This is a genomic window from Stackebrandtia sp., assembly GCF_035643755.1.
Classification (GTDB): Bacteria; Actinomycetota; Actinomycetes; order Mycobacteriales; family Micromonosporaceae; genus Stackebrandtia.
Genome location: NZ_DASQPW010000100.1, coordinates 1 through 13,554, shown reverse-complemented (window position 1 = coordinate 13,554; position 13,554 = coordinate 1). Strand labels below are relative to the sequence as shown.

14 protein-coding genes and 1 pseudogene are annotated in these 13,554 nt (G+C 69.7%); 7 read left to right on the top strand and 8 right to left on the bottom strand.

The features are described 5' to 3' along the window. Positions 1–1,349 (bottom strand): MocR-like pyridoxine biosynthesis transcription factor PdxR (gene pdxR, locus VE172_RS07510; RefSeq protein WP_324799347.1); only part of this gene is annotated, 1,349 nt, incomplete at its 3' end. Positions 1,350–1,454: 105 nt separating this feature from the next. Between pdxR and VE172_RS07505 the strand changes: the two genes are divergently transcribed. Together VE172_RS07505 and VE172_RS07500 are read left to right on the top strand one after the other, a co-directional pair. Further along, complete coding sequence (locus tag VE172_RS07505) at positions 1,455–1,907, top strand: carboxymuconolactone decarboxylase family protein (protein WP_324799345.1); 453 nt, start codon at positions 1,455–1,457, stop codon at positions 1,905–1,907. A 512-nt stretch (positions 1,908–2,419) separates the two neighbouring features. Next, positions 2,420–3,634 (top strand): MFS transporter, encoded by a 1,215-nt coding sequence (locus VE172_RS07500; RefSeq protein ID WP_324799342.1) that lies wholly within the window; start codon positions 2,420–2,422, stop codon positions 3,632–3,634. A gap of 33 nt (positions 3,635–3,667) precedes the next feature. Here VE172_RS07500 and VE172_RS07495 read toward each other — a convergent pair whose 3' ends face one another. Then, positions 3,668–4,198 (bottom strand): hypothetical protein, encoded by a 531-nt coding sequence (locus tag VE172_RS07495; RefSeq protein WP_324799339.1) that lies wholly within the window; start codon positions 4,196–4,198, stop codon positions 3,668–3,670. Between the two features lie 265 nt (positions 4,199–4,463). Between VE172_RS07495 and VE172_RS07490 the strand changes: the two genes are divergently transcribed. Further along, positions 4,464–5,759 carry a threonine/serine exporter family protein gene (locus VE172_RS07490; protein ID WP_324799337.1) on the top strand — a complete coding sequence of 432 codons (1,296 nt, stop codon included), beginning with the start codon at positions 4,464–4,466 and terminating at the stop codon, positions 5,757–5,759. Between the two features lie 4 nt (positions 5,760–5,763). Here the strand turns inward: VE172_RS07490 and VE172_RS07485 are convergent, their stop codons facing one another. Beyond that, positions 5,764–6,834: a hypothetical protein gene (locus VE172_RS07485; RefSeq protein WP_324799334.1), complete on the bottom strand. Its 1,071-nt coding sequence runs from the start codon at positions 6,832–6,834 to the stop codon at positions 5,764–5,766. Positions 6,835–6,901: 67 nt separating this feature from the next. Continuing rightward, positions 6,902–7,372 (bottom strand): annotated as a pseudogene (locus VE172_RS07480) (M15 family metallopeptidase); the annotation flags it as partial. Between the two features lie 87 nt (positions 7,373–7,459). Here VE172_RS07480 and VE172_RS07475 point away from each other — a divergent pair. Both VE172_RS07475 and VE172_RS07470 read left to right on the top strand, forming a co-directional pair. Beyond that, positions 7,460–8,155, top strand: a complete 696-nt coding sequence (locus VE172_RS07475; RefSeq protein ID WP_324799331.1) for a response regulator transcription factor — start codon at positions 7,460–7,462, stop codon at positions 8,153–8,155. Beyond that, entirely contained in the window at positions 8,148–9,239 is a 1,092-nt protein-coding gene (locus VE172_RS07470; RefSeq protein ID WP_349258292.1) for a sensor histidine kinase, read from the top strand. The genes VE172_RS07475 and VE172_RS07470 overlap by 8 nt, the downstream gene beginning before the upstream one ends. Here the strand turns inward: VE172_RS07470 and vanX are convergent. The 4 genes from vanX to VE172_RS07450 all read right to left on the bottom strand — a co-directional run bounded on the left by vanX (position 9,232) and on the right by VE172_RS07450 (position 12,562). Further along, a complete protein-coding gene (vanX, locus tag VE172_RS07465) occupies positions 9,232–9,840 on the bottom strand; it encodes a D-Ala-D-Ala dipeptidase VanX (RefSeq protein ID WP_324799325.1) in 609 nt (202 codons plus the stop codon). The two genes, VE172_RS07470 and vanX, sit on opposite strands and share 8 nt — an antisense overlap. Beyond that, positions 9,837–10,877, bottom strand: a complete 1,041-nt coding sequence (gene vanA, locus VE172_RS07460; RefSeq protein ID WP_324799323.1) for a D-alanine--(R)-lactate ligase — start codon at positions 10,875–10,877, stop codon at positions 9,837–9,839. Before vanA ends, vanX begins: the two co-directional genes overlap by 4 nt. After that, positions 10,870–11,775 (bottom strand): D-isomer specific 2-hydroxyacid dehydrogenase family protein, encoded by a 906-nt coding sequence (locus VE172_RS07455; RefSeq protein WP_414715073.1) that lies wholly within the window; start codon positions 11,773–11,775, stop codon positions 10,870–10,872. Before VE172_RS07455 ends, vanA begins: the two co-directional genes overlap by 8 nt. A 208-nt stretch (positions 11,776–11,983) precedes the next feature. Beyond that, positions 11,984–12,562, bottom strand: a complete 579-nt coding sequence (locus VE172_RS07450) for a DUF7144 family membrane protein (RefSeq protein ID WP_324799320.1) — start codon at positions 12,560–12,562, stop codon at positions 11,984–11,986. A 114-nt stretch (positions 12,563–12,676) separates the two neighbouring features. On the opposite strand from VE172_RS07450, the gene VE172_RS07445 reads away from it, so the two are divergent. Beyond that, on the top strand, positions 12,677–12,892 hold the full coding sequence (locus VE172_RS07445; protein ID WP_324799318.1) for an SCO4848 family membrane protein: 216 nt from the start codon (positions 12,677–12,679) through the stop codon (positions 12,890–12,892). Positions 12,893–12,912: 20 nt separating this feature from the next. After that, the coding region (locus tag VE172_RS07440) for an Hsp70 family protein (RefSeq protein WP_324799315.1) at positions 12,913–13,554 on the top strand (642 nt) is incomplete at its 3' end.

Below are 13,554 nucleotides of genomic sequence, written 5' to 3'. Positions count from 1 at the left end.
AGCGCCAGGCCGTCGCGCTCGCGCGGGGCGGCGCAGAACGCCGACAGCGCCGTGACCACCACTCCGGAGGCGCGCGCCATCCGGGCCACCGCCTCGATGTCGACGTCCACCCCGGGACGCCGCACCACGCAGCGGTGCAGGCCCGCGATCGACGGCACCGGCTCCAGCCACGGCGACAGGTGGCGCTCGATCGCGGCGCCCAGGGCGGCGTGGCGCTCGGCATAGACCCGCCCGGCCCGGCGCAGGTGCGCGGCGAACAGCCCCTCGTCGATGAGCCGGGCCAGCGCGGCCTGCGCCGGTGCCGGGCCGCCACCGTCGCACAGCCGCTTCGCCGCCGCCAGGGCGCCGCGCAGCGAGGACGGGGCGATCAGGAACCCCATGCGCAGCATGGGAAGCAGCGTCTTGGAGAAGGTGCCGACGTAGATGACCCGACCGTCGCGGTCCAGGCACTGGATGGGTTCCAGCGGGCGATCGCCGAAGCGGTAGTCGCTGTCGTAGTCGTCCTCGATGATGGCGGCGTCGCGGACCCGCGCCCACTCCAGCAGCGCGGTGCGCCGCGCCAGGGACATCGTGACACCGGTCGGGAACTGGTGGGACGGGGTGACGTACACCAGCCGCGCGGCGTCGGGGATCGCGTCGGTGTCTATGCCCTGGTCGTCGACGGGCACCGGCACCACCCGGGCGCCGACAGCGGCGAACGCCATGCGGGCGGGCGGGTATCCCGGCTCCTCCACCGCCACCGTGTCCCCCGGTTCGATCAGCACCCGCCCGATCAGGTCGAGCGCCTGCTGCGCGCCCTGGGTCACCACCACGTCGTCGCCGCCGGCGCGCACCGACCGCGACAGTCCAAAGTGTCGGGCGATCGCGGTCCGCAGCCGAGGGTGCCCGGTCGCGTCCAGCAGATAGCCCGGCCGCGTCGCCGAGGCGCGCAGCTCGCGGGTCACCAAGCGGCGCCACGATTCCAGCGGGAAGAGGTCGGGGTCGGGTATGCCCACCTTGAAGTCGAAGGGGACACCGGATGGCGGCACGAAGCCCATCGGGTCGAGGTCGCGCCACAAGTCGCGGGGACGCACCTCGCCCGCCGGGGCGGTCGGCGCCGCGGCCACCCGCCCGGTGCCCCGCACGTAGGTGCCCGCACCCACCCGCCCGCTCACGAACCCCTCGGCCCGCAACCGTTCGTACGCCGCGGCCACCGTGTTTCGCGACACCCCCAGCCGCTCCGCCAGTTCCCGCGTGGCGGGCAGCCGCGCGCCCTCGGCCAGCCTGCCGTCCAGGATCGCGGCCTGGAGCTGCTGATATATCCGTCCAGGCAGGTCGCCGCGGCCCTCGAGACTAATGTGAACGTCCACCGCGCCCCCTCATTGGCCCAAACAACTTGACAGAAATTGGACCTTACACCGAGCCAATATCGGTCCTATGGTTGCCGCGTCAACCACCAACAAGGAGAAGAGATCATGAGCGAGCGGATGGACATCTTCCACCTGGAGCCCGGCGGGTACAAGGCGATGGCGGGCCTGGAGCGCTACCTCGCCCAAAGCCCGATCCCGGGGCCACTGCTGCACCTGGTGAAGCTGCGCGCCAGCCAGATCAACGGCTGCTCGTACTGCGTCGACATGCACAGTCGCGAGGCCAGGGACTCGGGCGAGACCGACGCCCGCCTGTGGCAGGTGGTCGCCTGGCAGGAGGCCCCCTGCTTCACCGAGGAGGAGCGCGCCGCCCTCGCCCTCACCGAGGCCGCCACGCTGCTGCCCAACGGCGGAGACCGAGTACCCGACGAGATCTGGGCGACCGCCGCCAAGTACTTCGACGAACACACGCTCGCCGCCCTGGTCTACGCCATCGCCACCATCAACGCGTGGAACCGCATCTGCGTGGCGACCCACCAGATCCCCGAGTCGTTCAAGTAGTCGCGCCGCGGGCGTCGGGTGGCGTGCTCGACGTCCGCGCGCCCCGCCACAACCTGCGACTCCCTCCCGCTCTCAACGGACTTTCACAGGCCCCCACGCTCCCGCCGAACCCCGCCACCAACGTCGACTCGCCGTCACCCGCCACTGGATCCCGCCGACAACCGACCCTCACAGGTCCCCCACTCTCCTGTCGCCAACGTCGTCTCACCGTCACCCGCCACTGGATCCCGCTGTCAACCGACCCTCACACGTCCCCCACGGTCCCGCCGATCCCCGCCGCCAACGTCGACTCGCCGCGACCTGCAACTCCCTCCCGCTCTCAACGGACTTTCACAGGCCCCCCACGCTCCCGCCGACCCCCGTCGCCGACGTCGACTCGCCGTCACCCGCCACTGGATCCCGCTGTCAACCGACCCTCACAGGTCGCCGACGGTCCCGCCGATCCCCGTCGCTAACGTCGTCTCGCGGTGGCCGAACCCTCTCGTCCTCGCCGCCTCACCCCAAGGTCGTCCATGTCGCTGCACCTGATTCCCGCTCCTGGGCCCGCGCGCGGGCTCGCCGTCGCACAGCTCGTCACCACGATCGGTCACGGCACCTTTCTGGTCATCTCCGCGCTCTACTTCACGAGGGTCGGGGGGCTGTCCAGCGCCGAGGTGGGGATCGGTCTTACCGTGGGTTGGGCCGCGGGGTTCGTCGCGGGCGTGCCCCTGGGTCATCTGGCCGATCGCCGCGGCCCTCGGGGCATCGCCGTGGTTCTGGCGTTGGCCATCGGCGGCACCGTATTGGCGTTTCTCCCCGTTCGGTCCCTGGCCGGGTTCATTGTGGTCATGGCGATCTACGCGGGCGGACAGACGGGCCTCGAGGCCGCCCGCCAGGCGCTCCTGGCCGCCCTCATTCCGCCCGGCGACCGCACCACCGCCCGCGCGCACATGCAGTCGGCGGGGAACGCGGGCCTCGGCGTCGGCGCCATCATCGGTGGCCTCGCGCTGCTCTCGGGCTCGCCCACGGGTTACGGCGCCGTCCTCGTCGCCAACGCCGTCACGTTCACCGTCGCCGCGATCGCCCTGGCCCGCCTCCCGCGCGTCACCCCGCCGCGGCGCGCGCAGCGTTCCTCGGCGCTCGAGGTGCTGCGCGACCGTCCATTCGCGCTGGTGACCGCGCTCAGCTCGGTCATGCTGCTGTACATGCCGATGCTCAGCCTCGCCGTTCCCCTGTGGATCGCGCAGCGCACCGACGCACCCACCTGGATGGCGTCGCTGGTGTTCATCACCAACACGGTGCTGGTCATGCTGTTCCAGGTCGCGGTGGCGACCCGCGTCACCGACACCACGCGCGCCGCCCGAACCGTGCGCCTGGCGGGTTTCGTGCAGCTGGCGGCCTGCGCGGTGTTCGCCGTCTCGGGCTGGTGGACGAACGCCCTGGCGTCCTCGGCGCTGCTGCTGGCGGCCGTCACCGTGTTCACCTGTGGTGAGCTGCTGCTGAGTTCGGGCACCTGGGAGATCAGCTTCGGCCTGGCCCCCGACGACAAGCAGGGCCAGTACCAGGGGTTCTTCGGCACGGGCAAGACGGTGGGCCGCACGCTCGGCCCCGTCATCATGACCACAGTGGTCATCGGCTGGGGCACGACGGGCTGGCTCGTCCTCGGCACCGCGTTCGCGCTGGCGGGCCTGGCGATGCCGTTGGCGGTGCGCTGGGCGCTGCGGACCCAGCGCGTGGCGGCGGGTTAGGCCCACCGACCATTCGCGGTTGAAGGACCCGCGTCACTTGTAGTCGACGGCCGAGGCCTTCCATTTGCCGCTCGCCTTGGCCATGGTGATGACCAGGGTGTCGCCGTCGGTGGTCACCGTGAAGACCTTCGTACCGGACTTGGTGGCCTTCGCCGGTTGCGGGTCCCCGGTGAGCTTGCTGAACGGAAACGACCGCCCCGGGCTGACGTTCTTCAACCGCTTCTTCAGACCGTCGGTGCAGTAGGGCGACACGCCCGTGTACCACTGGTCCCGCGGCAACTGACCCTTGGCGTAGGCCTTGACGAACTTTTCGGCGACGGTGCGCGCGTCCGGCGCGGTCGAGGTCGACGATGACGACGACGGTGACGACGACGAACCCGACGGAGTCTCCGACGCCGAGGCGCTGCCGCTGGAATCGTCGGAGGCGCTGGGTGTGGACGAGGACGACGCGTCGGAGGACGGTTCGCCGCCGCCGCAGGCGGCCGTGGCGGTCAGGACCGCGACACCCAGGAAACCGGCCACCGCGAAGCGACGTACGTATCTGAATGCATCAATTGAAGCCATGCAGCGCATCGTACGATCCGCGCGCGGCGATGGGGTGAATCCTGTCCACCCACGACACGACGGGCGCGACCGGTTTGCCCCCAATGGACCGGCTTGTCCCGGGGTGGGCAACGGCGGTTATGGAGAAATTGGCTCCCGCGCCCACCCGGTAGACGATGATGCCAGTGTGACGCAGCACGGGGAGCGGCCGCACCGGGGGTTGCGGAGCCTCGCCGCTCGCATCAAGTCCACTGTGTTTGGCCGCAGCCCTCGGCACGCCCGTGACGTGATCGCGCCGCCGACGCCCGATCCGCTGCCGCCGCGGCTGTTGGACTTCCTGCGGCAGGTGGGGGTCGCGTTGAGCCAGAGCGGGGAGGCGACGAATCGGGTCGGGGCGACCCTGGAGCGGATCGCCGCGGCGTATGGGGCCGACGGGATCCGGTTCTTCGTGTTGCCGACCGGGGTGTTCGTGCGCGTGACGACCCCGAACGGGTCCGATGTGGACTTCGCGCCCGCCGACAATCGACAGCTGGGACTGGATCAGATCGATCGGTTGTACTCGCTGGTGGACGACGCGTCGGCCGCCCGGGTGACGCCGGGCGAGGGCGTGGAGCGGCTGCACGCCCTGCTGACCGAGCCGCCCCGGTACGGCCCGGCAGTTATCCTATGTGGACATACGATCCTGACCGTCGGGCTGGGTTTGCTGGCGCAGCCGACATGGTCGGCGTTGATCGGGTACGTGGTGCTCGGGGCGTTCGTGGGGACGCTGTATTGGCTGGCGGGACGGTTCGCGACCCTGTCGCTGGCCCTGCCGATCACGGCGGCGGCGCTGGCGACGATCGTGGCGATGGAGTTCGGGCCCGAGTTGACGGGGGTGTCGTCGGCCAAGCTGCTCATCCCGCCGCTGGTGACGTTCCTGCCCGGCGCGGCGTTGACGATCGGGACGATCGAGCTGGCGACCGGGTCGATGGTGGCCGGCGCGAGTCGGCTGGTGTCGGGGTTCAATGTGTTGGGGCTGTTGGCGTTCGGGATCTACGTCGGGGTGCAGGTGACCGCGCCGACGCCGAACACGGTGTCGTCGGCGCCGTCGATGGGATGGTGGGCGCCGCTGGCGGGGGTCGCGTTGACGGGACTGGGCTACGCGTTGCGCTATTACGCGCCGCCGTCGACCGTGCCGTGGCTCGTGGCGGTCCTGGGACTGGTGTGGACGGCGCAGTTCCTGGGGACGCTGGCGGCGGGCGCCCTGTTCGGCGCGTTCGCGGGCGGGCTGGTGCTGACCCCGATCGCGTACCTCGTCCAGAGCAGACCGAAGGCCCCGGCGGCCCAGGTCTCGTTCCTGCCCGCGTTCTGGATGCTGGTGCCCGGGGCCATCGGGCTGTCGGGGCTGTCGCGGCTGGTGATCACCGGGGTCGGCCTCAACGAGCTGGTCACGGTGGTGCTGACGGTGATCGCGATCGCGCTGGGCGTCCTGGTCGGGTCCAGCGTGGCGCCCACGACGACGCGGCACCTGACCGCGATGGCGGAGCTGCCCGCGCGGCTGCGGCGGCACGCGCGGGCCTCGTCCGGGAAGGCGCCGAAGTGACGGATCAGGGGTTGTTGTCGATGTCGTGCTGGGCGGTCTGTCCGGCGCCCTTCTTGTTGACCGCGTAGACGCGCATGCAGTCCAGCGTGCCGCTGTAGTAGTACACGGTCGCCGAGTACGTGCCTCCGTCGACGGCCATCAGCTCGTTGCCGTCGCAGTCGGTGAGGACGTAGCTGGCGATGGCCGAGCCCCCGTCCGAGGCGGGCTTGCCCCACTTGGCGTCGTAGCTGCCGTAGTTGGTGAACCAGGCGCCGAACTTGGTGGGGCGGCTCGGAACCGTCAGCGTGGTCCCGTCGGGCTTGTTGCTGGGCACCGGGCTGCTGGGGGTCGCGTCGGGGGCGGAGCTGACCTTGTCGAGGCGGAAGCACTGGGCCTCGTTCTTGGTCTCGCATTCGCCCAGGGCCACGGACTTCTTGGTGGCGGCCACGCACTTCTTCCCCGCGGCGACGATGCGAACGACCTTGTCCTTATTGGTCTTTCCGAGGGTGAAGCTCTTGGAGTCCTTGCCGCACTTGGAGGCGGTCAACTTCCCCTTGTCGACGGACAGGCAGGTCTTGGCGTGGTTGAACTTCAGCGCGTACTGCGCCCCGCTGCCCGAGATCTTCAGGGTGGTGGACGACTTGTGGCACGACAGCAGGTCGGCCTGTTTCCCCGACGCGCCAAGGCATCCGCCCGACGTGACGGCCCGGTACTGCCCGGCCTTCACGTCGGCGGCCTCCACGGGCGCGAGGGAGCCGTTCTCGTCGGCGGACTTGCTGCTGGTCGAGTGCTCGCCGTCGCCTGAGGGGGCGCCGTCGCCGCCCGTGGTCAACATGATCACCCCGGTCACGGCCGCCAGCGCCACCACCACGATCACCGCGATCAGCGAGTAGACGCGGGTTCGGTTGGGCGCGGCGGGTTCGGGCGCCGTGCCCTGGTCGGGGGTCGCGCTGATCACCGGGATCTCCTCGGTGTCGGCGTTCTTGTTGAAGGCGCGTTTCGGCGGCACCGGGGGCCACACCGGCGGCGGGTCGAAGGACGCGCCGGGCGGGGCGGACGGCGGTTGACGGAACGGATCGACGGGGTGCTGTCCCATGGCGCCGAACAATACCGTCCCGTGCCTGGGACGCACCTAAACGATTGGGTAAAACTCGCGGCCGCGTCCGCGGATCCTGCGAGGGATCGGCGTACATCGGCGGGCGGCGCCCGCCGATGGCCTCGGGCCGCAGCTCGTAGTGCCAGGGTTCGTTGCGGTAGATCTGGCACAGGCCGTACGCGGCGCCGTTCTCGGACAGCCAGGCCCGCGCGGCGGAGCCTCCGATGTCGACGGCGTGTCCCCGCACGTGGGCTGAGGTATCGGGGGTGGCGACCCAGCGGGCGGCCTCGGCGGCCGAGCCGTACTTCTCCACCGCGCCCCGAAGCAGGCGATCCTGGTATTGGGGGGACCGCCAGCCCCCGTTGACGAAGATCTCGACGCCGTCGCGCGCGGCCGCCGTCGCCGCGGCGCGCAGGGCCCGCAGGAGGGCCGGGTCGAGATTGGTCACGGCCGGTGTGTCGTCGTCGAAGACCGACACGGGGTCGGGGACGGCGCCATGTGCCCTGCCGAGCGGGGGCGCCACTGCGATTCTCGTCATGCCGCCAGTCAAGCCGGCGCCATGTTGCCAGGTCGTATGCGTTTTTTGATACGCGGACGATATGTCCTGCCTCTTAGGATCTAACGCATGCGTGTGTTGATAGTTGAGGACGAGCCCCTCCTGGCCGAGGCGGTGCGGGACGGCCTGCGGCTGGAGGCCATCGCCGCCGACATCGCGGGCGACGGCGACACCGCGCTGGAGCTGTTGAGCGTCAACTCCTACGACCTGGCGGTGCTCGACCGCGACATCCCCGGTCCGTCGGGCGACGAGGTCGCCGCCTGGATCGTGGCCTCCGGCAGCGGCATCCCGATCCTCATGCTCACCGCGGCCGACCGCATCGACGACAAGGTCACCGGGTTCGAGCTGGGCGCCGACGACTACCTCACGAAGCCGTTCGCGCTGCGCGAGCTGGTCCTGCGGCTGCGTGCCCTGGACCGGCGGCGGGTCCGCTCGCGCCCGCCGGTCCGCGAGATCGCGGGACTGCGGCTCGATCCCTTTCGCCGGGAGGTTTTCCGCGACGGCCGCTACATCGGCCTGACCCGCAAACAGTTCGCGGTTCTGGAGGTCCTCGTCGCCGCCGAAGGCGGCGTGATCAGCGCCGAGGAGCTGCTGGAGCGCGCCTGGGACGAAAACGCCGACCCGTTCACCAACGCGGTGCGCATCACGGTGTCGGCGCTGCGCAAGCGGCTCGGCGAGCCGTGGCTGATCGCCACGGTCCCGGGGGTGGGGTACCGCATCGACACCACCGTCAACCCCGAAGCGGACGCCGATGCCCGTGTCTAGGCGCCCCGGAATGAGCGTGCGCCTCAAGCTCACCCTGAGCTACGCGGGCTTCCTGATGCTGGCCGGGGTCGTGCTGCTGGCCGCCGTGCAGGTGTTCCTGCTGCGGTACGTCCCCGAGGGCATACCGATGTACCGCCCCGGCGTCTTCGTCCCCGACCGCTCCGACCTGCTGCGCGCCTTCGCGCCCCGCGCGGCGCTCGCGCTGATCTTCCTGCTGGCCATGGGATTGGCGGGCGGATGGTTCCTGGCCGGCCGCATGCTGGCCCCCCTGAGGCGCATCACGAACGCCACCCGCATGGCCGGGAACGGGTCGCTGTCGCACCGCATCATGATGGAGGGCCACCGGGACGAGTTTCGCGAGCTGGCCGACGCGTTCGACACCATGCTGGCGCGGCTGGAGGCCAACGTCGCCGAACAGCAGCGGTTCGCGGCCAACGCCTCGCACGAACTGCGCACGCCGCTGGCGATCACGCAGACCCTTTTGGACGTGGCCCGCAACGACCCGAACCGCCAGCATGACGAGCTCGTCGACCGCCTCCACTACGTCAACACCCGGGCGATCGATCTCACCGAGGCGCTGCTGGTGCTCAGCCGCGCCGACCAGCGCTCCTTCGTCCCCGAGGACGTCGACCTGTCCCTCCTCGCCGAGGAGGCCACCGAGACGCTGCTGCCCCTGGCGGAGAAGCGCGGCGTCACCATCGAGACCTCCGGCGCCATCGCCCGCACCGTGGGGTCGCGTTCGCTGTTGTTGCAGATGACCACGAACCTGGTCCAAAACGCGATCACCCACAATCTTTCCGGCGACGGCACCGTGTGGGTGACGACCGCGGTCAGCCCCACGACCGTGGAGCTCAACGTCGCCAACACCGGCGACAAGCTGTCGCCGCGTTTGGTGTCGACGCTGGCCGAGCCGTTCCAGCGCGGAACCCGGCGCGTGCACGCCGACCACGCGGGTGTCGGCCTCGGCCTGGCGATCGTCAAGACCATCACCCGCGCGCACGACGGCACCCTCACCCTGTCGGCGCGACCCGACGGGGGGTTGCTCGCCACGGTGGGGCTGCCGCGCGCGGCGCCGCCTAGCTGATCGGGAAATCGAAGTACGTGTCCGGATAGGGCTCGTCGTTCATGGTGTAGTGCCACCACTCGGACTCGTAGGCGCTGAAACCGCAGGCCTCCATGATGAACCGGAGGTGTTGGCGGTTTCGGGTCTCGTCCCGCGTGATTCCGCTCGCCCCGTGGTGTGAGACGGGGTCCATCAGGTCGTGGTCGCCGCCCATGTCCGCGAGCTCGCCCGTGGCCAGGTGGTAGAGCGTCAGGTCGACGGTGCTGCCGCGGCTGTGGCCGGATTTGGCGGCCACGTAACCGTTGGCGAACATCGCGGCCCTGTCGATGTGGGGATAGTGGCGCCGCTTGGTCCGGCCGTCCTCTGCCAGCCGGGACCACCGCAGGAAGCAGTCGACGGCGCGTTGCGGGCGGTAGCCGTCCCACAGGAGCAGACCGAAGTCGAGGGATTCGGCCTTCTCCTGCGCGCTTTGAAGCGCCGCGCACAGGGCCTTGGTGCCCACGATCCGATTCGTCAGGTACCCGTCGACGGGTTTGCCGGTGAAGTTGTCCCATGTGGCGTATTTGGCGTCCCAGCGCACGCCCGACACCACCTCGTCGACATACGCGAAGTCGTCCCTCATTGGTTCTTTCCCGTCAGCGCCAGCGACACCATGCGGTCGATCAGCTCGGACATCGGCATTCCCGCGGCCGCCATCATCTGCGGATAGCGGCTGTAGGTGGTCATGCCCGGGAAGGTGTTGACCTCGTTGAGGACCACGGTTCCGTCGTCTTTCAGGAACAGGTCCACTCGCGACAGTCCACGGCATCCCAGGGCGCGGTACACGGCCTTGGCCGTCTCGCGCACCAGCTGCCGCGTCTCGGCGGGAATGTCGGCGGGAACGGTGATCGTCGAGTTCTCGAAGCCGCTTTCGGGATTGGCCTCCTGGTGGGGGCGGAAGACGCCGTGGGAAACGGCGATCTGGTCGACCTCGCCCGCGATGAGGTCGGCGCCGTTGCCCAGGATGGCGCAGCCGACCTCGCTGCCGACGATGGTCTCCTCGATCAGCACCTTCGTGTCGTACTGGGTCGCGTCCTGGACCGCGCTGTCGAGTTCCTCTTTTCCGTGCACCTTGGTGACGCCGAAGGAGGACCCCGAGCGCGCGGGCTTCACGACGACGGGGAAGGTGATCTCGGCGGGATCGACGTCCTCGGCGGTGGTGACGATCTGGAAGCCCGGCGTGGCGATTCCCGCGCTCGTGACGACGGCGTAGGCCAGGGACTTGTCCATGCACAGGGCGGAACTCGGGATGTCGCAGCCGGCGTAGGGAATCCCCGCGAACTCCAGCAGTCCCTGCACCGCGCCGTCCTCGCCGAGCTTGCCGTGCAGGACCGGCAGCACCACGTCCAGCCTGATCGCCTCGTATCGTCCTTCTTCCAGGACGAGCAGACCGTGGACGTTGCGGTCGGGCGACAGCACGACGGGGCGCCCGCCGTTGCTCCCCCAGTCGGAACCGGGTCCGTCGCTCAGATTCCAGACGCCGGTGTCGGAGATCCCGATCCAGTACGGCTCGTACTTTTCGGTGTCGAGGTGCTTGGCGAACTCCCGCGCGGATTTCACCGAGACGGGGTTCTCCTCGGAGCAGCCCCCGTACAGGATGCCGACCTTCAACCTACCCATGCTGTATCTCGCTTTCGAATCTCTGGCAATTGATGATGGAGTTTTCGACCGTGTCGCTGAGCGCGTGATCGGTGTAGTAGGCGGTGTGCGGGCTGATGAGCACGTTCGGCATTTCCTGCAGCCGCAGCAGCGCCTTGCTGTCGATGGCCTTGTTCCGGCAGTCGGCGTAGAAGACGCCCTCCTCGCCCTCGACGACGTCCAGCGCCGCCGCCCCCAGCCGGCCGCCCTCCAGCGCGGCGACCAGCGCCTCGGTGTCGATGAGCGCGCCGCGCCCCGTGTTGACGACGACGGCGCCGTCCTTCATCGACGCGATGCGTTCGCGGTCGAGGAGGTGGTGGGTGCTCGCGTTCAGCGGGGTATGGAGCGTCACGATGTCGCTGGATCGCAACAGTTCGTCGAGCCCGACGCAGTCGGCGCCGGTCTTATGGCGGCGGTCGTGGGTGAGGATTCGGCATCCGAAGCCCCACAGCCGATCCATCACCGCCGCGCCGATGCGCCCGGTTCCCACCACCCCGACGGTCAGATCGCGCAGCTCCCTGCCCCGTACCTCGTGCAGCCGGTAGTCGTGGACGTCGGCTCGGCGCATGGTGGTCTTGGTGTTGCGCACCGCCATGAGCATCAGCATCAGCGTGTAGTCGGCGACGCTGTCGGGCGAGTAGGCGACGTTTTCGACGGTGATGCCGAGGCTCTTGGCGTACGCCACGTCGATGTGGTTGTAGCCGATGCTGCGGGTGGATATGTAGCCGACGCCGGCGCGGCCGAGCGCGCTGAGCGTCGGGTTGGTGATTCGCGTCTTGTGACCGACGCTGACGCACCGGTTTCCGAGCGCCAGGTCGACGTTGGCCTCGGTGAGCGCCGCGTCGGTGATGGTCGGCGTCGCGCCGAAGCAGGGCGCCATCTCACGGAACAGGGCGGCCTCGTCGCCTCCGCACCCGTAAACGGTGATTCCCGTTGTGGGGACGGCGGAAGCCGACGACGCCGCCGTGGTTCGCGTTGACTCGGTGAACGTCATGCCGACATTAAAGGCGGCACGGTGTTGCCAGAGCGTATGCGTTTTTCGATACGCCGACGATATGTTCCCGGCGGGTAACAACCGCGGCGCGCGCCTAACCGTGGACGGGCGGCCCCTGTGCGGGGCGCCCCGTCTCGTGCGGTTCGGCGCCCGGGTACATGGTCTTGTCGTCCTCAGCGTGCGGCGCCATCGGTGGGTTGACGTTGCCGTATCCGCCCGAGGGTGCCTCGCCGCGCGGCATGCCGCCGCCCGAGCCGGAACCCGCGGCCGTCGCCGCCGGGGTGTCGACTCCCTGCACGACGGTGGCCAGCGACCAGATCACGAAGATGTTCAACGCGATGACCACCATTGACCACAGTGGATAATACGGCATGAACATGAAGTTACCGACCGCCGAGACGACGGCCAACACGATTCCCAGGGCGCGGGCCCACATGGTCCGCATGAAAAGGAAGCACCCGGTGATCACGATGACGGCGCCGAGAATCAGGTGAATCCAACCCCACGAGGTCGTGTCGATGCCGTACACGTAGTTGTTGACGGTCACGAAGATGCGGTCGTGGGCGAGCGCCGAGATACCCATCATGACCTGGAAGAAACCCAGGACGATCATGACGGTGGCGGCGAAGACGGTGCCACCCATCGCCCACCCCTGTTTGGCATTACTGGACATGGTCACGCTCCTCCCGTGCGCGGCCTCACCGGCCACACATCCTCACCCTACGAACCCGACACGCCGAGCGGACCCGAATGCGACAAATCCCGGGGCGGCCCGATACTGGGACACGTGAAGTTCTCCCGCCGCGTCGCCGCCTTCGTTCTCGCCATCGCCGCCTTCATGGTGTTCGAGTGGATCACGCTGGCCTTCAACCTGGCACCCGGCCACCCCAGCGCCTTCTATGTGGTGCACGGCGTCCTGATCGCGGTGAACCTCGTCATCGCGGCCTGCCTCGGCGTGATCGCGGTGCGCGCCTGGCGGTCGGGGCGTTCCGACGACGCGTAGCGGCCGGGTAGTTTCTTCGCATGCCCGCCCCCGCCCACCTCGGCGTCGACTTTGGAACCTCCCACACCGTCGCGGTCCTCACCCGCGACGGCGCGAGCGTGCCCCTGCTGTTCGACTCTTCTCCCCTGCTGCCCTCGGCGGTGTACGCCGACACAGACGGACGGCTCCTGGTGGGTTCCGACGCGCTCAACGCGGCCCGTTTCGCCCCGCAGCGCTGCGAGTTGCACCCGAAGCGGAGGGTCGATGACGGTCGGGTCCTGTTGGGGGACACGGAGCTCGGCGTCGAGGCGCTGTTTTCGGCGGTGCTGGCGCGGGTGCGGCGTGAGTGCGAGCGCGCGCTCGGGGCACCGCCTTCGGGCGTCACGCTGACGCACCCCGCGGCGTGGGGCTCGGCGCGGCGGCTGGTGTTGGAGGACGCGGCGGCCGCGGCGGGTTGGGACGCCGCGCGGCTGGTGCCCGAGCCCGTGGCGGCGGCCACCTACTTCACCCACGAGCTGCGCAACGAGGTGCCCGTCGGCTCGGGCGTGGTCGTCGCGGACCTGGGCGGCGGCACGTTCGACGCGTCGGTGGTCGCGCGCACGGCCACGGGGTTCGACGTGCTGTCGGTGGACGGGCTGGAGAACCTGGGCGGCGTGGACATCGATCAGGCCATCGTGGACGCC